The 19,939-nt window shown below is 44.8% G+C and carries 13 protein-coding genes (1 of these 13 running past the window's edge); 11 read left to right on the top strand and 2 right to left on the bottom strand.

Going from position 1 to position 19,939, the window contains the following annotated elements; genetic code table 11:
- Positions 1-23 precede the first annotated feature (23 nt).
- The 10 genes from LEP1GSC194_RS12780 to LEP1GSC194_RS12725 all read left to right on the top strand — a co-directional run bounded on the left by LEP1GSC194_RS12780 (position 24) and on the right by LEP1GSC194_RS12725 (position 11,534).
- Positions 24-254: a hypothetical protein gene (locus LEP1GSC194_RS12780; protein ID WP_020773934.1), complete on the top strand. Its 231-nt coding sequence runs from the start codon at positions 24-26 to the stop codon at positions 252-254.
- Positions 233-1,186 carry a retropepsin-like aspartic protease gene (locus LEP1GSC194_RS12775; RefSeq protein ID WP_036042697.1) on the top strand — a complete coding sequence of 318 codons (954 nt, stop codon included), beginning with the start codon at positions 233-235 and terminating at the stop codon, positions 1,184-1,186. Before LEP1GSC194_RS12780 ends, LEP1GSC194_RS12775 begins: the two co-directional genes overlap by 22 nt.
- Complete coding sequence (mnmA, locus tag LEP1GSC194_RS12770; protein WP_020773975.1) at positions 1,187-2,320, top strand: tRNA 2-thiouridine(34) synthase MnmA; 1,134 nt, start codon at positions 1,187-1,189, stop codon at positions 2,318-2,320.
- Between the two features lie 15 nt (positions 2,321-2,335).
- Positions 2,336-4,618, top strand: a complete 2,283-nt coding sequence (locus LEP1GSC194_RS12765; protein ID WP_020773931.1) for an alpha-hydroxy-acid oxidizing protein — start codon at positions 2,336-2,338, stop codon at positions 4,616-4,618.
- 97 nt (positions 4,619-4,715) lie between these two features.
- Complete coding sequence (locus LEP1GSC194_RS12760; protein ID WP_020773977.1) at positions 4,716-5,795, top strand: PilZ domain-containing protein; 1,080 nt, start codon at positions 4,716-4,718, stop codon at positions 5,793-5,795.
- A gap of 8 nt (positions 5,796-5,803) precedes the next feature.
- Positions 5,804-6,964 (top strand): RluA family pseudouridine synthase, encoded by a 1,161-nt coding sequence (locus tag LEP1GSC194_RS12755; RefSeq protein WP_020773949.1) that lies wholly within the window; start codon positions 5,804-5,806, stop codon positions 6,962-6,964.
- The gene (gene nhaC, locus LEP1GSC194_RS12750) at positions 6,961-8,367 is read left to right on the top strand and encodes a Na+/H+ antiporter NhaC (protein WP_020773945.1); all 1,407 of its coding nucleotides are present in this window, start codon (positions 6,961-6,963) and stop codon (positions 8,365-8,367) included. Before LEP1GSC194_RS12755 ends, nhaC begins: the two co-directional genes overlap by 4 nt.
- A gap of 139 nt (positions 8,368-8,506) precedes the next feature.
- Positions 8,507-8,659 carry a hypothetical protein gene (locus LEP1GSC194_RS22345; protein ID WP_155826342.1) on the top strand — a complete coding sequence of 51 codons (153 nt, stop codon included), beginning with the start codon at positions 8,507-8,509 and terminating at the stop codon, positions 8,657-8,659.
- Positions 8,660-9,851: 1,192 nt separating this feature from the next.
- On the top strand, positions 9,852-10,844 hold the full coding sequence (locus LEP1GSC194_RS12730) for an adhesin OmpL37 family surface protein (protein ID WP_020773970.1): 993 nt from the start codon (positions 9,852-9,854) through the stop codon (positions 10,842-10,844).
- An 81-nt stretch (positions 10,845-10,925) separates the two neighbouring features.
- A complete protein-coding gene (locus LEP1GSC194_RS12725) occupies positions 10,926-11,534 on the top strand; it encodes a hypothetical protein (RefSeq protein ID WP_231384467.1) in 609 nt (202 codons plus the stop codon).
- Between the two features lie 22 nt (positions 11,535-11,556).
- Here the strand turns inward: LEP1GSC194_RS12725 and LEP1GSC194_RS12720 are convergent, their stop codons facing one another.
- Together LEP1GSC194_RS12720 and LEP1GSC194_RS12715 are read right to left on the bottom strand one after the other, a co-directional pair.
- Positions 11,557-15,261: an Ig-like domain-containing protein gene (locus tag LEP1GSC194_RS12720; protein WP_036042689.1), complete on the bottom strand. Its 3,705-nt coding sequence runs from the start codon at positions 15,259-15,261 to the stop codon at positions 11,557-11,559.
- A gap of 534 nt (positions 15,262-15,795) precedes the next feature.
- The gene (locus LEP1GSC194_RS12715; RefSeq protein ID WP_036042687.1) at positions 15,796-17,625 is read right to left on the bottom strand and encodes a motility associated factor glycosyltransferase family protein; all 1,830 of its coding nucleotides are present in this window, start codon (positions 17,623-17,625) and stop codon (positions 15,796-15,798) included.
- A 91-nt stretch (positions 17,626-17,716) separates the two neighbouring features.
- On the opposite strand from LEP1GSC194_RS12715, the gene LEP1GSC194_RS12710 reads away from it, so the two are divergent.
- A protein-coding gene (locus LEP1GSC194_RS12710) for a chromosome segregation SMC family protein (RefSeq protein WP_036042703.1) crosses the window boundary here: on the top strand, positions 17,717-19,939 show its 5' portion. It continues 552 nt past the right edge of the window; 2,223 of the gene's 2,775 nt are visible here — the first part of the coding sequence; the start codon lies at positions 17,717-17,719; its stop codon lies beyond the right edge, outside the window.

Below are 19,939 nucleotides of genomic sequence, written 5' to 3'. Positions count from 1 at the left end.
GGGAAATATGCCGATCATACAGTATGGAAAAAAATCTCCTGCTGTACCAAGTTCCTCTGACTCAGCTTGAGGAAAACGAACTTACGAAACGGATCCAGGATCGAGCCCTTGGAAAAGAAAAATTTGATTTTTCTCCGTATTCGTGTTTTATAGAATACAAACCCGAGGATCCTATTACGGGAATTCAATACAGGGACTGCGTGATCGATTACACACGATGTTCCAATCGAAAATGTATCAAAAAATTGATTTGAGGATCTTTCTTTTTTTCGTAGTTTTATTTTCCTGCTCTCCGACTCCCTCAAAAACCCGAATTCAATTTGTTCACGGGGGAGTCGAAACCGTTCTCCCGTTTTACGTAAAAAACGGATTTCGTTTTATTCAGCTCTCTCTCGCACCGGATCAAAAACCGATTCGTTTTCTGGTCGATACCGGTTCCAGATTTTCATTTTTAGACGAACGGTATTTTACGGAAAACGATTCCAAAAGAAGGATCGCAGTCACGTATCCGGGAGGAAAGGACGATTCCTATCGAAGAATCCGAACCGTCAAACTCTTTCACAACCTGGATCCCATCTTTAAGGATATAACCGTTTATTCTCATACTTTTTCCGGCAATCTGGAACTCGACGGAATCATCGGTATGGACTCTCTATATGATAAAATTATAATATTGGAATACCCCAATCAGATCCGTTTTTTGCAGGCTGCGGACGGAAAATTGATCGAATCCATGATTTCCGATTTACCGGGTCTTATGCAAAACGCCGAACCCCTCCGGTTTTTTTCCGGACTCCCCGTGTTGGAAACGAGTTACGGTACCAACGATAAGGCCCTTTTGATCCTGGATACGGGCGCGGAGTCGAGCCTTTTGGAACTTCCAAAACCTTTACCTGGTTTTGTGGAAGAGACGTTTTCGAGCAGATCGGTGCCCGTTTTAAATTTTCAAGGAAAGTTCATGAACATCAGAACCCAATTTGTTCGTAAACTTTGTCTGATTCAAACGTCTACTTGTGTGGAGAATTTGGAAATTCTTCCTTCCGGACTTCCGGTTGATTTTTCGGGAACTCCTACGGGAGTTCGAATTCAAGGAGTTCTCGGAGTAAACTGGCTGAACGAGCATAGAATTCTTTTGGACATGAAACGGAGTCTTATAGGTATAGTAGGGAAAGACGGCGGAAAGTAGATGAGCAAGGGAAAAATCATAGTGGCGATGAGCGGCGGGGTGGACAGCGCGGTGACCGCGGGTCTGCTTATGGAAGAAGGATACGAAGTCATCGGCGTCAATCTGAGAACCTGGGAATACGAGGCTCCCGCCTGCGATACCACAAAAAAATCCTGTTGTTCTCCCGAAGACATTCGGGACGCAAGGGACGTGGGCCTTTCCTTGAAAATTCCTTTTTACGTCGTAAAGATGGAAAGAGTATTTCAAGAGAAGGTGATCGATCGTTTTATCGACGACTATAAACACGGAAAAACTCCGAACCCTTGTGTGGAGTGTAATACGTTCGTGAAATTCGGAGCGCTTTTTGAAAAAGCGAAGGCACTCGGAATCGATAAGATCGCAACGGGTCATTACGCTCGAATTGCGCATAACGGGGGACGTTATGCGATCTTAAACGGGATCGACTCCGGAAAAAATCAGGCTTATTATTTATACGGACTTTCGCAGGAAAATCTGAAAAACGTAATCTTCCCTCTCGGCGAAATGACAAAACCGGAGGTCAGGGAAATCGCAAGAAGAATGGGACTTCCCGTCGCCGATAAGGCGGAGTCTCAGGAGATCTGTTTTATTCCAGAGAACGATTACAGGAAATTTTTGGAGAAGAAAAACGTGGAATTCACTCCGGGTTTTTTCAAACTCAGGGACGGTCGTATCGTCGGAAAACACAAGGGCCGGGAAAATTTTACGATCGGTCAGAGGAAGGGACTCGGAATCGCCTGGAAAAATCCTCTCTACGTGATCGGGATCGAAGATGACGGTTCCGTAATATTAGGAGAAGAGAATGAAACTTATACCGGATCTTTCTCTGTGATCGACATAAACTACCAAGGTATCGAACCCCTAAACGAAGGGGAATCGCTCGAATGCAGAGTTCAGGTTCGTTACAGACATATTCCGATTCGTTGTAAAATCGTGAAAACGGGCGACGATCTCGTCGTATATCCTTTGGAAGAAGTTCGCGGAGTGACTCCGGGACAATCCGCGGTGTTTTATCCGACGGATTCCGATTATTTGCTGTTAGGCGGAATCATTCGTAAGGGCAGTATTCAAATGCAAATCCGAGAAGTCGAACCCGCAGTTTCTCTTCAGAGTTAACGAGGATTTTCTTTTTTGTCTCTGAGTCATAAAATCACCGGAAAGACGATCCTAATCGTGGGTGGGGGACTTCTGCAGGTTCCGATCATTCAGACCGCGAGGATGATGAAACTCACCACCGTCGTCGCCGATATGAACGCGCAAGCGCCGGGGATGAAAATCTGCGATATTCCCATGGTAATGAGCACGAAGGACATCGAGGGAATGGTTCGCGAATCCAAAAAACTCGCGACTAAGATCAAAATAGACGGAGTGATCACCGCCGGAACCGACGCGAGTATGACCGTGGCGGCGGTCGCAAACGCACTCGATCTTCCCGGAATCCGTTACGTGGACGCGGAAGCCGCCTCCAACAAAGTAAAGATGCGCGAACGTCTCAAAAAAGCGGGAATTCCCCTTCCCGGTTTCGCTCCCGTATGGAGTTTTTCCGATACGAGAGAAGCATTAGAATTTTTGAATTTTCCTCTCGTAATGAAACCCGCGGACAACATGGGCGCGCGCGGCGTTATCAAAGTGGAAAACAGGGAAGAATTACAGGCCGCGTTCAAACACGCCAAAAAATATTCTCCCACGGGAGAGATGATTCTCGAAGAATACATGCCCGGCCCTGAAGTTTCCGTGGACGCGCTCACTTGGAACGGAAATTTCACGATCACGGGGATCGCGGACCGGATCATAGAAAGAGAACCTTTCTTTATCGAGATGGGACACAATATGCCTTCTTCTTTAAGTCCTGCGGTTTTGAAAGAAGTGGAAGAAGTGATGTTCCGAAGTATGAAAGCGCTCGGTATCACTCTCGGAGCCGGTAAGGGAGATATCAAAGTCACTCCCGACGGCGTTAAGGTGGGAGAGATCGCCGCAAGATTATCCGGCGGTTTTATGTCCGCGTTTACCTTTCCTCTTTCTTCCGGAATCAACCTAAACCGCGCGGCCATCTTAATCGCATTAGGCGAAGAGCCGGACAACCTGACTCCTACCGCACATAGGGTTGCGATCGAACGTTGTCTTTTGGCTCCGAGGGGAAAACTTCTTTCGATCGACGGAATCGAAGAGGCACATAAGATCGAAGGGGTCAAAGATTTATTCTTCATGAATAAGATCGGCGATATTATCCAGGAACCTACGAATAACATCGAAAAGACGGGGCACGTTATCATCAGCGCGGATACTTTGGAACAAGCCGAATCCGTTTTTGAAAAAGTGAAAAATACGATTCGATTTACCTGCGACGAACTTTATTCCATATCCGAAAAGGAAATTCAACAGAACGCAAGACTTCGTTTCGGTAAGGATATCTGCTGGGTTTGTAAGGTTTGCGACGGAACCGATTGCGCTTCCGGAGTTCCCGGCATGGGCGGCTTGGGAAGAATGTTGACGTTCCAGGACAACATCGATGCGTTGCGGGAATATTCGATTCTCCCCAAATACATCCGAGAACATACACAAGCATCGGTGGAAACCGACTTTCTCGGAAAAAAAATCAAAACGCCGTTGATGGCGGCGCCGATGACCGGGGCCGTCACGAACATGAACGGAGCGATGGACGAGTTTACCTTTGCGGCCACGTTACTCGAAGGTTGTCAAACGTCCGGCACCTTAGCATGGTTAGGCGACGGTGCAAGTCCGGACAAATATCTGATCATGCTCGAAGCCGTTCGTAAAACGAAGGCGGACGCGATTCTGATTTGTAAACCCAGGGAAGACGAAGGGCTTTTGAAGGAAAGATTTCAAGAATCCGAAAATTCGGGTCTTTGGGCGATCGGTATGGACGTAGACGCGGTCAATTTTAAGACAATGACTTTGAAAAATATTTCTTCCGTTACGAGAAACGTTTCCAAACTCGGGAAAATTCGTTCTCTTACAAAGTTGCCTTTTATCGTCAAAGGTATTATGACTCCGGAGGACGCCGCGCTCGCTATCGACGCGGGTGCGGATTGTATCGTCGTATCCAATCACGGAGGGAGAGTTTTAGACGATATGCCTGGAACCGCGAGAGTTCTTTCCGGAATTAGAAAAGCGGTCGGCGATAAAATTCAGATCGCAGTGGACGGAGGGGTTCGAAGCGGGATGGACGTCTTTAAGATGATCGCACTCGGCGCGGATACGGTTTTGGTCGGAAGGCCGATGGCGATTTTTGCGGTGGGAGGAGGTGTTGCAGGTATTCGATTTTTAATTTCCCAATACACCGAAAACCTTTTGCAGTCGATGAACGTTACCGGCGCGGTAACGTTGAAAGGAATCGGAACGGAACTTCTCTTTCGAAAAAAAAATGACGAAGAAAATTCCGCATCCGAATGAGAAAATCGTTTTACTAACTTGGAATGTACGGTTTAATATTCGAACCGCAAATCACGGTTTCGAGTGATCCCTTCGAGTCGTGTTCGGACAAAAAATCATGGATAAGCTCATCAATGATCCGGAAGGAATTCACAAAATTCTTCAATCTCTTTTTATTCGACTTCCCGTAGTCATCCTGGCCGACAATCGTCCTCTTCCAGTAAGAGTTGCGGGTCTGAAGGATTCCTTTCGAATCGTAGTAACGTTCCCTCCCGGAACTCCGACCGAACAAAATCGAAAATTATTTCTGGTTCATAACAATCATCGGTTTGCCGCCTTTTGTACGGTCGAGTTGCATAATCCCGCCAACGGAGTGGAACTTTTGCTTACGAGCGCGATCCAAGTCACGATCGCACAGAGAACGGAGAATAGGGTTCGTATCGATTCTTCTTCGGGATTTCAAATTTCTCTTACGAATATCATCAATCAATACAAGGTCAGAAAGGCGGTAGGATTTGCCGATAAAAAGATAGACGGGATCGTCAAAAAACATGCAAAACTTCTAAAGGAAACTTATCCTCTTTCCAATATCTTTTTTTCGGACAAAATGGATAACAGACTGAGGTTGATGTTTAATTTCGATCGATCGATCTACGTTTTGGATCGTTACTCCAAATCGGACGGAAACGGGGGATTTCAATTTCTTGAGTTTTCGGAATATCAAAAGCTGATCGCCGTGAACAATCTGGAATCCGGAATCGTTTCGGAAATTTCGATTATGATCCGTTACAAAGGATATACTCCTCTCGGTTACGTTCAGATTCTCTCCGAAAAAGAGTTGAACACAAACGATTTCAATTCCGCTAATATTACGGCAAACTCAATTTCCAAAGAGATCATCGCTTCCGGTTTTTTTCAGGAATCCAAAGAAAAATGCAACGTGGACAATCTCTCCATGCAAGGAGTCGGTTTTTTTCATCATCAGTCCATTTTCTTTTCCAGAAGTTTCGTCGTGGGAGAAACGATCCTGTTTGATCTCTGTTTTTCGGCTGAAAGTAAAGGAACATTTCGAGCCGTGATCCGAAATATCACGAGCACGGATAAGATGTTTCGAATCGGTTGCGAGTTTTTCAACTTAAACGAAAGAGAAGAGAATATGATTCGTACTTATATCGATTCCAAGGAAGACAGAACCTGAGTACCGTTTTGATCGATCGTTTTATTTCATCCCAAAAATCGGAACCTTTATCGGAACAACTTCGGATCCTCGTTGCCAAAGAAGAATCGGGGACGAGGCTCGATCATTTTCTTTCCAAAAAATTCACGTATCATTCCAGAAACGTTTGGCAGAAGGAAATCAACGAAGGGAGAATTACCGTTTCCGGTAAAAGGGTAAAACCCGGAATTCTTCTCAAAGGTGGAGAAACGGTCGTTTATCAACCGATCGAAAAGGAAGAGCCGCCCGTTCGAAAGGATTATAGGATTCTTTACGAAGACGAATTTTTCGTGGCCGTCGATAAACCGGGGGATCTTCCGGTGCATCCGGCGGGCGTTTATCGAAAAGGAAATCTTCTCACTCTATTGAAGGAATCCGGAATGTTCGGGGATTTGTTTACGGTTCACCGATTGGATAGGGAAACTTCGGGTGTGATTTTGTTCGCTAAAAATTCCGAGACGGCCTCTCTTTTATCCGGACTTTTCGGTTCCGGGAACATTCAAAAATACTATATTACGAAAGTATACGGCGATTTTCCAAAAAGAAAAACCGCGTCCGGTTTTTTAAAACCCGACCTTTCCTCTAAAATACGGAAAAAACGGGAGTTCGTCCCTTTAAAATCTAATTTTTTAAAGCGAAATAAAAAACATCTCTTGGAAAATTCCCCCGCGTCCGGCGACGAGGAATCTTGTCTTACAATATTTCAAAAAATTGAATATGATTTTATGAAGACGCAATTTCAGAGAATCGAATCCGATCTCGGAGAATTGAAAGTTCAATCTCCGAAGAAAAAGTTGAATTTTGAAAGTTCACAAACTCAAAACGAAAAGGCCGAGGAATCGAAAATTCAACCGATTCATCCGAAACACGAGTCGGAAATTCATTCCTTCGTTTTATGCAAACCGATCACGGGACGTATGCATCAGATTCGGGCCGTACTGTATAGTTTGGGTTTTCCTCTTTGGGGAGATAAACTCTACGGAAAAGACGAGGAGGTTTTTTTGGAGTTCATCGAAGGAAAAGATCCCGATCTTACTGCAAGATTGGGAATGGAAAGACAGGCATTACACGCATACGCGATCGTTTTGAATCACCCGATCACGAAGAAAAAAATGAAAATCGTTTCTTCCGTTCCGAAGGATTTTTTGTGAAAACGACCGAGCCGGGGTTGTTCGAATCTTTCATCCCAGTAATCTTTCTCGTGATGGGACTCGGTTACGCGGGAGTCGTATTCGGAAACGGAACCGTAGACGGACCCGCGCAGATGCTTTTGATTCTTTCGGGAGCGGTCGCGAGTTTACTCGGGATTCGTCTTGGAGTGAGATGGGAAGTTTTGGAAGAACGAATCCTCGAATCATTGAAAAACGTTTTAAAACCCGTGCTCATTCTTTTATTGATCGGATCTCTTATCGGAGTTTGGATCTGGTCCGGAATCGTTCCGTCCATGATCGTATGGGGATTGAAAATTCTAAAACCCTCCTTCTTTTTGGTAACGGCCTGTCTTTTATCCTCCGTCGTTTCCTTGATCACCGGAAGTTCTTGGTCCACCGTCGGAACGGTGGGAGTGGCTCTCATGGGAATCGGAACCACGTTAGACGTCCCTCCGGGAATCGCGGCGGGAGCCGTCGTATCCGGCGCGTACTTCGGCGATAAACTTTCTCCGTTTTCGGAAACGACCAACCTTGCGTCTTCTATTGCCGGAACTCCGCTTTTTACGCATATTCAAAATATGTTATATACGACTTTACCCGCACTGTTGATTGCTGTCGTATTTTTTACTTGGGCCGGTTTCGGTCATGCCGGTTCGGAAAACGGGAATCAAAAGGTAAACGAGGTGATTCGTCTGCTCGAAATTTCGTTTCGAATTCATCCTGCGTTGCTCGTTCCGCCCGTTTTGACTTTCGTATTGATTTACTTTAAAATTCCTGCGATTCCTTCGATTCTTGCGGGAATCGTTTCGGGAGTTTTGTCCGGAATTCTTTTACAACATTCCGACTTAAACTTTCCGGAAATCTACAAACAGGTGTTAAACGCGGCTTCCAAAGGGAATATTACGAAAAGTGGAAATCAGCTTACGGACGCCTTGCTTTCGAGAGGAGGAATGGCTTCGATGCTTCCCACGGTTTGGTTGATCTTTTCGGCGATGTTTTTTGCGGGTGCGATGGAAGGGGCGGGATTGATTCAGGAGATCACCAAAGGAATATTAAAATATGCGAATACGGATCGATCTCTTTTGACGGGGACGATTCTCACGTGTATTTCCGCGAATTTACTCTCTTCGGATCAATATCTTTCGATTCTGGTCCCGGGCAAAATGTTTAAGAAGTCCTACGAAGAGCACGGTCTCGATCCTAAAAATCTTTCGAGAGCTTTGGAGGATTCCGGAACCATGACCTCCGCCTTGGTTCCTTGGAACACCTGCGGTTCCTTTATGGCGGCCGCGCTCGGAGTTCCCGTTGTCGTGTTTCTTCCTTATGCGGTTTTGAATTTAAGCAGTCCGGTAATTTCTCTTATCTGCGCTTGGACGGGATGGACGATCCGGAAAAAGAAATAAGAACTCGTCCCAAATCCTATCTCGCTCTCTAAGGGTTGAGTTTCAATTTTGGTTCGTCTAAAATCGGCGCAACGTAATTTCCCAAGATCTTTGTTTCCGACAAGGGATTGTAAGCGCCTGTCGTGTCATAGGACAAGGTATGATCCGCAAAAAAAACGAGTTCTCCGAAATTAATTCGACCGTGGATTGGATCATTTCGGCCGAAGATGAGAATGAATTTCGAGTCATCCTCGGTAAAAATGCACCTTTGAGGCTCGTAAATATTTGCAAAGCATCTTACGATAGCACTTAACGTTGCATCGAGATGTATATTGGTCTCATCGTAAAAAGGAAGCAAAAAAGATCTAAACTGAGGGCTCGAAAAGCATTTTCTTTCGAATACGATATCCGGCGATAGGTCTTGTAATTCGGAGAAATTTGCAAGAGATGTAATATCTATCTTTTGATTCGCGCAAAAAAAATAATTCCAATTCAACGTAAATGAAACGGGCGTTCCACAAATTAAGAACAGTTCATCCGAATCGATACCCGCGCCCATTGCACAAGATCGGCCGTTATTTTCATGTATGTAATGAAAAAAATTTAAGGACAGCCCCCATTTCTGGCTCGTTACAACTTGCAGTAGGGTGGGACTGATCCATCCAAATTTCAGTCCTATCTTTTCGTTCTTCCATTCGCCAAAATCGAAGACAGCAGATTCTAATTTTTGATAGGCATTACATGCGTCTTCGACCCTTTGGAATTCATGCCAGTGATAGAAGCAGCTCCAGTTTCCCATTGCATCCGATTTATACATACCTGTTGATTGGGTCAAATGAAATCGGAACTCGGGTTGAAACTAAGATTTTATATATTTCCTCGCGACAGTTTTTTGCTGAAAATCGAATTCGAGATGTGGAATGCCCTTTCCTTATATCTGGCTCGCGGATGAGGGCAGGATGGAAAAAAATGTTCCACTTAAATCCTGTGGATTCTATCGAATCGAAAGAACCGTAATTTTTTTTGAAGATCTCAAGATCAAAAAAGACTCGCTTTATCTTTCACACAAAGTCGATTTCCAGTTCGCATTAAAACGGAAAGACGTTTGTTCAAACATTCGAATGGAAGCGTAAAAGGAATTGTAAAAAAATGAGTTTGTTCTTGGAATAAACTTTAAAACAAAACTTTTAAAATAAAAAAGATTCCCCAATTGATTCCGCTCAAAATAAAAAACCAACCGAGGCGCGGCGGAAGAAAAGTTTCTCGGATTACGAACTCAATCGAATGTTTCAAAGTTTTTCTTAGATCTTCAGGATTTGGATTTTCGCATTTCGGCAACCGCGCCGAGATTTCCGTGCAAAGATTTTCCGATTTGTCGAGATAGCTGAAGGTTTCGGATTTGTTTTGAAGCCGAGACGTTTTTTTCTACGCTGACGGTTTCGTTTTTTTGCGATTTTTTCCCGGGAAAAAAAACAGAAGGCCGATATTGGAAAATAGAGAACACCATGGTTTCCAGAATTCAAACAATACTGATCGCAATTATCCTCGCTTCCGGAGAGCTGCTTTGGGCCGTTTCACCGGATCAGATCAACCTCGGGATTCTGATTGGGGAGAATAAAACCAATCTTAAATTCATCAATATATGCGTGAGCAATCTTGCTCCGTTGACGGACGAAAGCGCCGCGTCAAATCCGGATAAAAATCCGCCTAACAATACTAAGGCGGAGGTGGGCGGCGTTTCCGGAGTTGCGGGTAAGGAAGAGTTTTATAAAAAGTTGGGGGCAATTCCTTCCTACACAAGTTTGAAAAAAGCGAATCAGTTCGATTTTAACGGAAACATGTTGTATTTTCAGAGCAACTACAGTCTTTCTTTTAAAAATCTCAGAGCCGCGCAAGGGGAGATGAAAGATTTGTATCAGGCGACTCACGAACAATATCTTCAAAATTCCAGGGTGCTTTTGGAATACGCTTCCCCTTTGATCGTCAGAAGTAACGATAAGATAGCGCAACATTTATTACGTTTGGGCTTTAGGGATCTAAAAAGTTCGGAAGATCATTTTACGATCGCATACAACTCCTCTCCTTATCAATTTCGTTATAAACTTCTCTTATACGGGGAAGGGATCAAAATCGCGAGAAGGGCGAGAAAATTCGCGCTACTTGCGATGATCGCGTCCAAAACTCCCACGGAAGATAAACCCGAATATCAGTTCGTAAATTTGGACGATATTAGGACCGCCGTTGAAAAAGAAAACATCTCCGATTACGAAAAAATCAGGAATACTTTGATCAACTATATCGATAACGATTTGCTTCAGAGAAAAATCGTTCCTCCGGGAGAGGCCAAGGAAAGACCGATCGACATTCTCGAAATACACGACGATAATTATTCCATCATCACCTCGGGTAGAATTTCGTTGATGGATATGAGCAACGACGAGATTAAAACCGAAGATATGATTCAAAAAGAAACTCTGCCTCCGGTTCCTTCAAAATGAAGAATGGAAGGCCAGTTTCGATTCCGACAAAAATTAAGTTGAGTATATTCTAAAATGCGAATGGAGCGCGGAAACTTTTTGTTGAAAGTCGTGAAATCGATTCTTTCCTTATTTACGTTGTTTGTTTTATTACAGGGTTTTTTGTACGCGGGAACCGTTTCGTTCCGGGAAAAGAAAAAAACGATCGAAAGGAAGTTTCGAATTTTGGAAGAATCTCGAAAGGTGATTCCGTTTCAAAAACAGGAAGAAAACTGGAAGAAACTTTCCTATTTGAGCGATCGTTTTCAAAGTTCGGTTCGTTCCGATTTGGTTCGGAAACGGGAAGTTTCTCTTCTCCTTTTGGAAAGAGCGCTTCCTTTGGCTGCGGCGGATTTTACTCAGGAAGGAAATATCTTGGCTAAGAATCTGATTCTCTTTTATGCCGACGGATATTCGCAAAGGAAAAAACATCCGAAAGAAAATCAGACTACCTCGATCCAGGAAGAAAAGGCGGCTACGTATTTTCGAATGGCAAAGGAAGAACTGAATCAGGCGGAGAAGTTTGATCGGGACGGAAATGACTTTTATGCTCTCGTCCTTTACGGCAGATCCATTCAATATTCCTTAAGCGCTTTTCAAACCGTGAATCTTGAAATTCCAAACGATTATATCGGCGTTTTGAAAAAAGAAACCTCTAAAACAGATCTTTGATTCGAGGCTTTTCACTTCGAGTTTAATAAACGCTGCATCCGAAAAAAGCGTTTGCAAGTCCCGAACCGGCGATTGTCCCCGCGGCCGTTGCGGCAGTGTTTGTGAGTAATCCCGCCGCGGAAGAATGAAATACGTAAATATTATCGGTTTGTCCTCCGATAAACAGATCCGGAAACCCGTCTCCGTTGACATCCCCTCCGGAAATAGGAGTTCTCGGCGCATTTGCGGAAACACCGAGCCCGTTGGCTACGCTCGTGATTTGTGTAGTCGCATTTCCGGTTGTAAGGAATCCATTGATTAGTCCTGCGCCCGGCATATGAAAAACGAATACGCGATTCGGTAAGAGTATCGTTGTCGAAACCAGATCCGCTCTTCCGTCTAGATTCAAATCCTGTGCTATCATCGAAATTCCGAATGCGTTTCCACCGGCGCCTCCGACGATTATGAGAGGAGCATTTCCGATATTGTCCGTATTTATACCGGCGCCTCCTCCGGATACAAATATAGAAATACTTCCAAATCCGCCGTTTAAACCGGGGCTTCCGATGGCGAGGTCGGAATTACCGTCTCCGTTAAAGTCGGCTGCGGCTAAGGTCAGACCGAATTCTCCCGCGTTCCCAGCGCTATTATTCGTAAGCATCGTCACGACTGCTCCCAAACCGGCGCCGCTTCCGTGATAAACATAGGCCCTACCTTGGTTTAGCACAAAACCTCCGCCCACACCGGCTCCATAACCGGGAGCGCCTACGGCTAAATCGGAAAAGTTATCCCCGTTCATACTGCCGACGCTCAACGAGTACCCGAAACGATCGTTTGCGTTTTCTCCGGTGAGGGTAACATTGGCAGCTCCGACGTTTGTTTGTACGACTCCGGCTGCGCCGGCGGAATGAAATACATAAACCCTTCCACGGGATCCGTTGAAAACCGGCTCACCCGCGGCTAAGTCGGCGAACCCGTCCCCATTAAAATCGCCCGTAGTGAGACTATCTCCGAATCTGCTTGCTGCGTCTACGCTGCTGATCGTTGTGGAAGCAAAACCCGGAAAGGAGATATTCACGCCGGTGTTTCCGGAAGAGTGGAAAACGTAAACTCGACCTTGCGCCGCGTTCCAACCGGGAGCGCCCACAACCACATCGGCAAATCCGTCCCCATTCAAATCTCCCATAGAAACGCTTCTTCCAAATTCCTCTCCCGCGGATCCGATAATCATTTTGCTTGCGGACGGCGCGGTCGTAATTGTCATTCCCGCCGTTCCGGAAGAATGGAAAATGTAAACCAACCCTTGTCCGTACTCTGCGGAAACGATATCGGTATATCCGTCCCCGTTGATATCTTTGTTAGTTCCTTTTCGAACCGAAACGGTTGCAGTTGTCGTAATATTGTTTGCGGAGTCTTTTACTCTTGCGGCGATCGTATGCACCGAGTTCTGTTTCCAAGTCGCCGCTCCGGTCGGAAGTTGATATTTCCAGGAAGTGGTTCCGATTACGCCCGCATTCGTAAATGCTCCGCCATCAATGGAAATTTCGACACTGGCAACCGATCTGTCGTCCGCCGCCGTTCCGATCACAAAACCGGATTCGATTACGGTGTTATTTCTCGCGTTTTGAATGGTGACAGTCGGCGGTATTACGTCCGGCGCCAGCCCTGTGGTAAAATTCCAGCTAAATGCAGGAGGAAGGGCGGTCATCAAATTGCCCTGAAGATCTCTCACGGTTACGATGGTTGCGGTATATGCGGTTGCTGGATTGAGAGGAGTTCCCACGTTGGGAACAAAAGTAGCCGAGGCGCCGGAACAATTGACGGTACCTCCGATTCCATTGTTGACCGTAAAATTCAAGGTAGAACAATCGATGGTTTCATTAAAGGAAACCGTAATATTCGCATTTGTCGGAACACCGGTTGCCGCCGCGAGCGGGTTTACTAAAGAAACCTGAGGCGGAGTAACGTCAGGAGCCGCTCCCGTAGTAAAACTCCACGAATAAGCTCCGATGGCGTTATTGTTGCTGTCGGTTACCGTATTTGCGATTTTTACCGTATAAGTGGTATTGAATGCCAATGGCGGCGCCGTTGGAGCAAAAGAAACCGTGTTTCCATTGCAGTTGATATTGATACCCACCACGGTGGCGGGAGTTGCAGGATCATCATCCAATGTGATCCCGCCTAAAACGGTTCCACAATTCATCGTTTCGTTGAAAGCGATGCTTACTCCCGCGTTGACTGCTACGCCTAACGCTGCGTTTGCGGGAGTGACAAAGGCAACGTTCGGAGGAGTAACATCCGGCCCCGGCCCGGTTGTAAAATTCCAGGTAATCGGAACGATCGGATTATTGGCCGCATCCAAAGCGCCCGCATTGACTTCCACCGTATAAAGCGTATTGAAAGCGAGCGTGGGATTGAGGAGAGGGTCCGGTATCCAAGTAGCCGATGTTCCGAAACAGTTTACACTTCCCACTAGATACACACCTGGCGGTGCCGCTTGCAGTTTCACTCGGAAAGAAGCGTTGTTAACGGAAGCGCAGGCCATAGGTTCGCTGAAGACGACGGTAGGATTGATATTGACTCCCACCCCGATTGCGTTTGCGGACGGAACGGTAAAAGTTACCGTAGGCGGAGTCAGATCGAGAGCGGGCCCTGTTGTAAACGTGGAAGTGTACGGAGCCGGAGCGAGAGGATTGTTAAACAAATCGGTAATCGCGCCTGAAATGGTGAGAGTGTAAACGGTGTTAGGCGCCAAAGCAGCCAGGGGAGTGAAGGTCGCGGTGGTTCCTGTACAACCCGGATTTCCGGCTATCGTTCCCGGCAGAAGCGGATTGTCATCCAGAACGATACTTCCCGGAATCGTAGCACAATTGATCGGTTCGCTAAAAGCAATGCTCACGGCGCTGTTCATCGCAACGTTTTGTGCGTTGGGAGCGGGACTTACAAAAGAGACGGTCGGAGCAACCAAGTCGGGAGCAGGGCCTGTCGTGAAAGTCCAGTTATACGCATTGGGAAGCGGGTTATTGGCGAGATCCTTTGCCGTGGAAAGAAGATCCACTCTGTAGACGGTATTGAATGCAAGACCGAGAGGATTTGTAGGAGTCAGGGTTGCGACGGAACCCAAACAAACAACATTTGCAGGTTCTTGAATATTGGTAACGTTGTTTTTCAACGTAAGGATTGTGTTATCAATAGAAGTACAATCCATGGTTTCCGTAAAGGAAACTTGAACGGAAGTATTATTGGGAACTAAAGTTGCTCCGACAGTCGGAGTTCTTAGGGACAAGGCAGGTGGGATCAAATCCACAATTGTGGCTGTCGTAAAATTCCAAACGGTTTCTTCCGAAAGGGAGGAACCTTCCGCCGATTTTATATCTTTTGAAACTCGCACTGTATAAACTTTGGAAGCTGCCAGTGAAGAAGTAGGGTTGAACAAAATAGTTTTTTCGTCGGATGTGATCGTTCCGGGGATAACTGCGTTTCCCTGAGTGAGTTGAATGGATTGGGACTGAATGCTGGATGAATCCAATTTTTGACTGAAACCCACTTGTATGGATGTGTTCAAGGAAACTCCGGTGACATTGGGTCCGGGAGAAATTTGAGAAACGCTGAACGATGACGCTGTATTGTGATTGCTAAAATCCAAATATGCAAAAAACGGCATTGAATTTGATTTTCCTTGAACACAACCGATGCTCCCAAAAATCAAAATAGAAAAAGAAATAAGAATTTTTACATATGAATTCACTAAAAAGCTCCGACTAACGCAAGCGTTGCATTAAAATTGAGTCTATAAAAAAGGATCTTAAATTCGATTGAGGAAAGTGGATTTTTAGCTTGAAAGATGGAAAAAGTTTAGCGTTATTTTCCTCTAAATTCCGTTTAGATTATAATGTGATTTTTACTTTCAAATCTGGCGCGATTTTGAACGCAAATTTTTAGAATTTGAACTTTCTCCGATGGAGGATTCGATTTTTGCTTTTTTTAGGTAGAAAGTATTATTGTTTTGGAATTTAAAATTTAGTTTTGATTGCGCTCATAAACTTCTCACAAGAAAACCATGGTAAGATCTAGGAATGGAGGTTCAATCCGGTGTTTCCGATGTTTTCTTTGAATTTTCTTCGAATTATTCAACGGGAAATCTTACAAAAAATGTGGGAACTCCCGCGTTTTCCGTAGAACGGATAAACTCGGATCTCTTCCGTGCCGTCATGAATACAAACGGAAAAATCCTGACATCTGATTCCTATCCACTGACTCCTAATAAGTGTGAACACTGCTCCTACGAACTTTTTCCGGATAAAAGTTTTCGTTTTAAACCGGTAAATTCCTTAAGAACCGCGCCTAAAAAAAGATTTTTCTTTCTGGTTTCGTCTAACGTATCCCGATGTCTTAAGATGTAGATTTCGGTCTTGCGAACCAAATAACCCAAGTCTTCCCATTCCGTAATTTCTTTCTTAAAGTCGGAAATAACGGATTCGTAGGATTTTTCTCGAATGGAAGGGGCGGAAAATTTTTCCAGGACGTTTTGAATTTTTTTTAAAAGATCCGATCGAAAAGAGTCCGCGTCTTTCCGGGAGATTTCCGGACGAACGTCGGACCTCCAAGGAAGAAATTCTTTCCAAAAGTATCCGTGATCCGGAAACGAAGAAAGAATCGAGTCAGCCTCTTCAATCGAAACGTTTTTGCAATTCTCAATTTTGGCGCCTCGAATATTCACATTGTAAACGGGAAAGTCCAAGGTTTGAAACGATTCCTCGAACCAATGTCGGTAAAGATCCAAAACGTAATCCGTGAGTACTTCTCCGCCGCCGGCGGAAGGAACAAATCGTGTGTCCCGTTTGCGGATGATCATCTCGTTGATCTTCTCTAAACTCTGGGTTCGTTTTACAAGTGTGAGCCATTTTTCGTTGTGATGAGTTCCCGTAGAATGGATTTCTCTTCCGGAATAAGCGAGATCTTGGCCGACTAAAAAAATCGGTTTACAACCCAGATTTCGCAGAAGGTCAAACGCGGTCGTTGCGACGCTTCCGCCCGATTGAATGTCTCCGATCGGACCCAAAAGTTTTTCCGCGGTTTTAGAACCCGCGGTGACTTCTCGTTTTAATTCTCCGCTTGCGTCGACCACGTATTTTGCGGTTAAGGAGTGAACGATCTTAGTGAACTTCTGCGATCTTAAGATCGGAGGAGAACTTACCAAGTCCGCGAAAAGGGGCACGTTAGACGATTCCGCCCCCATAAAATGAAAGAAAGAATGAGTTTGTGCATCCAGAGTGATTACGCCATCGGGAACGATTCCGAATTTCAAGAGCGCTTTCAGGGAAGTGTCACAGGAGAATAAAAAGATCTTGTCTCTGACTTTTTGTATCCATCCGCACTGACTGCGAAGAGAAGGCCCGGCGGAAACGAGCATGGCCGGAGTGTTTGCAAATTTTTCCTTTAAGAGTTCGATTCTCGTTCTTGGATTTTTCGAATCCGGAAAGTTTGCCGTGTTCACGAACGTGTTGCGAACCCAGATTCTTTCAAACTCGAACTTAGTCAAAAGATCGCTCATCTTCGAAGACAGGATCTTACGAATTTTGATTTCCAATTCTCCGTAATATACTTCGTTGAGAGCGGTGCTGGCCGCGTTTCTAAAAATTCTTATACCCGAAACTCGTTCCACGGGAAGAGATTCCAAATAATTCCAGAGAAGATTCAAAGCGGAATGACCTAAAAACAAATGTCTTCCGGGGACATCCAGGACGGGTTCTAAAACTCCGTCCCAAAGCGGAAAGATGAGTTCGGGATGTTCGTCCACGAGAAGAAGAATCTGTCCGGGTTCCAAATTTTTATGAACTTCAAAGATGAGATGCGGATTTCCGAGACCGATGACTGCGACCAAATCCGTGGAAGAAACTTTTTGAGACTGGAGAATTCTCTGCGCCTGGGTGCGCGGGGCCACTGCACTGGAAAGCGCGCGACCGTTGAATTCTAAAAACCATTCTTCCGGATTTTTTGCGGGCTTGAGAAGGAAGTTGAGGTTTGGATCTGCGGGCCTTTGGAAATAGAGGGACAAGTACGGCTTTTTCCCGAATATTTCTCTTGTCTTTTCAGAGAGATTGTGAGACATAATAACCCAGGGTGCATTCTATTCCCCGCCCAAATCTGGTCAATTGGAATCATCTTCTCCGGAATTTCCGGGAATGAAAAACACAAAAACTATGTATTTAAAAAGTCTGAATATTGTTGGATTCAAAACGTTTGCGGACGAGACGGAGATTCTTCTCGATCCGGGATTTACCGCCGTTGTCGGACCCAATGGAAGCGGCAAGTCGAACATCGTAGACGCAGTCAAATGGGTCTTCGGTGAAAAGTCCGCGAAAGGTCTTCGCGGAGAGAAGATGGACGACGTGATCTTTCACGGTTCCGAAGCGCGTAAGCCCGCGGGTTATGCGGAAGTCTCCGTTGTCTTTGATAATTCTTCCCGATTGATCAAGATGGATTATCCGTCGGTAAAGATGACTCGTCGTCTTTATTTGGACGGGAACAACGAATACTGCATCAACGATTCGAGAGTTCAGAGAAAGGACGTCGAAAAGCTTTTGATGGATACCGGGATCGGTAAGTCTTCTTATTCGATCATGGAACAGGGAAAGGTGGATCGAATCCTTCATTCCAAACCGGAAGAAAGAAGGCTGATCTTTGAAGAAGCCGCGGGAATTTCCAGATTCAAACTGGAACGTCAGGAAGCTCTCAAACGTCTAGACGACACGAAACAAAATCTTCTTCGTATCCAAGACATCATGAATTCCATGAAAAAAGAAATGGAAGTCAAGGAAAAACAAGCAGAAAGAGCGGAAGCTTATTTCAAACTCAAAGCCGAGTTAGACGAAACCGACAAGATCATACGTTATCTGAAATTCTCCACCCTCACCAAAAAATTAAAAGCTTCCGAAGAAGAGCTCCAGGGAATCAAAGATAAGAATCAAACCTTACTCAATACGATCAGCGAGGAAACCGGAAGGATCGAAATATTAGAAAAAGATAAATCGGAAATCGAAAAGAGAGTTTCCGAAATCGACAAGAAATTATACGATCATCTGTCACAGACAAAAATCCAAAAGGAAAAGATCGAAAAAAACAAACAGATCATTTTCGAATACGAAGAAAGAATTTCGGATATGACCGAGACGTTGAACGGGGAAGAATCTTCCTTGAGTTTGCTCGTTATCGATTTGGAAAGAATTCAGAGAGAATGTTCCGAACTCGAAGGAGAGGTGGAACTTCTTCAGGAAGAAATCCAAAAGTTAAAAGATTCCAAACTGGGTCTTGAAAGACAAATCGAAGACGAAAACATCGCGGTTCTTGAAAAAGAATCCAAGATCGCGTCGAACGACAAGGCGCACAACGAACTTAGGGAAAAACTCAAAGAGGTCATCTTCGAACTCATCAGCCAACTCGAATCCAGAAAGAAAGAAGCGATCGATACCGAAAATAGAAGAAAGGAACTGAAAGAATTTCTTCTTTCTAAGATGTCCGAATATTCTCGCGAGATTACCGAGTTGAGAGAAAATTTAGAACTTTCGGAAAAATCCAAGATCGCTTCCGTTCTTGCAACGTTGAATCTCGGGGAAGTTCAATCCAAACTGGAAGAGTTCGTTCATCTCGAAGATATGATTCGAAACATTCTTTTTGACCGGGACGGATTTTTATCCAGAAAAGAAACCTTGGATCAACAGATCGAAGACTTGATCTTAGATAACGAAAATCTCACTAGAAACATCAAGGACTCCGGTTTGAAAATCGAATCCTTGCGGGAAAGTCTGGAAGCGAACAAAGAGCAAACCGTATTCTTGGAAAAGAAAGTTTTGGAACTCGGTTCCGAAAGAAATTCAAGACTCGAAGCGGCAAAGGCGATCGGGCTTCGTAAGGAAGAGATCGAAAAAAGAATCCGGAACGCAAAGGATTCCATCCAAAACGTAATTTCTAAAAAACAGGAATTCGAAAAAGAGGTTTCCGAACTCGAACAACAAATCGAGTCGAGCTACAACGAATTTTTGGATATGAGCCGCGCCCTTGAATCCGAAAAGGAATCGCTGCGAAACATTTTGAAAGAGATTCAAACTTTAAAACACGATATTCAAAAGAATCAGGACGACTTTAAGAATTTGATTCCGGTTTTGACCGAAAAAGAAAGAACCGTTTCCGGTTTAAAAGTTCAGATCGATTCCTTTACGGAAGAACTTTATAATGATTATTCCATTTCGGAACAAGAACTCGTAGTCGAATTTCAAAATCGCAACCTGGAAAGAACCAAGGAAGAAGTAAAACTTAAGAAACTCAAGTCGGACATTCAGATGCTCGGCTCGATCAATCCTCTTTCCATCGAAGAATACAGAAGCGTGAAGGAAATTTTCGAACACCATCGAGTTCAAAAAGAGGAC

Source organism: Leptospira alstonii serovar Sichuan str. 79601, assembly GCF_000347175.1.
GTDB classification, from domain to species: domain Bacteria; phylum Spirochaetota; class Leptospiria; order Leptospirales; family Leptospiraceae; genus Leptospira; species Leptospira alstonii.
The sequence above is the reverse complement of the archived record's forward strand: the minus strand, read 5'-3'. Positions and strand labels throughout refer to the sequence as shown.

Bases quoted from the DNA above. Each gene is read 5' to 3' on its own strand.
- LEP1GSC194_RS12780 (WP_020773934.1), top strand. From the start codon at position 24: ATGGAAAAAAATCTCCTGCTGTACCAAGTTCCTCTGACTCAGCTTGAG.
- LEP1GSC194_RS12775 (WP_036042697.1), top strand. From the start codon at position 233: ATGTATCAAAAAATTGATTTGAGGATCTTTCTTTTTTTCGTAGTTTTA.
- mnmA (WP_020773975.1), top strand. From the start codon at position 1,187: ATGAGCAAGGGAAAAATCATAGTGGCGATGAGCGGCGGGGTGGACAGC.
- LEP1GSC194_RS12760 (WP_020773977.1), top strand. From the start codon at position 4,716: ATGGATAAGCTCATCAATGATCCGGAAGGAATTCACAAAATTCTTCAA.
- LEP1GSC194_RS22345 (WP_155826342.1), top strand. From the start codon at position 8,507: ATGATCCGCAAAAAAAACGAGTTCTCCGAAATTAATTCGACCGTGGAT.
- LEP1GSC194_RS12730 (WP_020773970.1), top strand. From the start codon at position 9,852: ATGGTTTCCAGAATTCAAACAATACTGATCGCAATTATCCTCGCTTCC.
- LEP1GSC194_RS12715 (WP_036042687.1), bottom strand. From the start codon at position 17,625: ATGTCTCACAATCTCTCTGAAAAGACAAGAGAAATATTCGGGAAAAAG.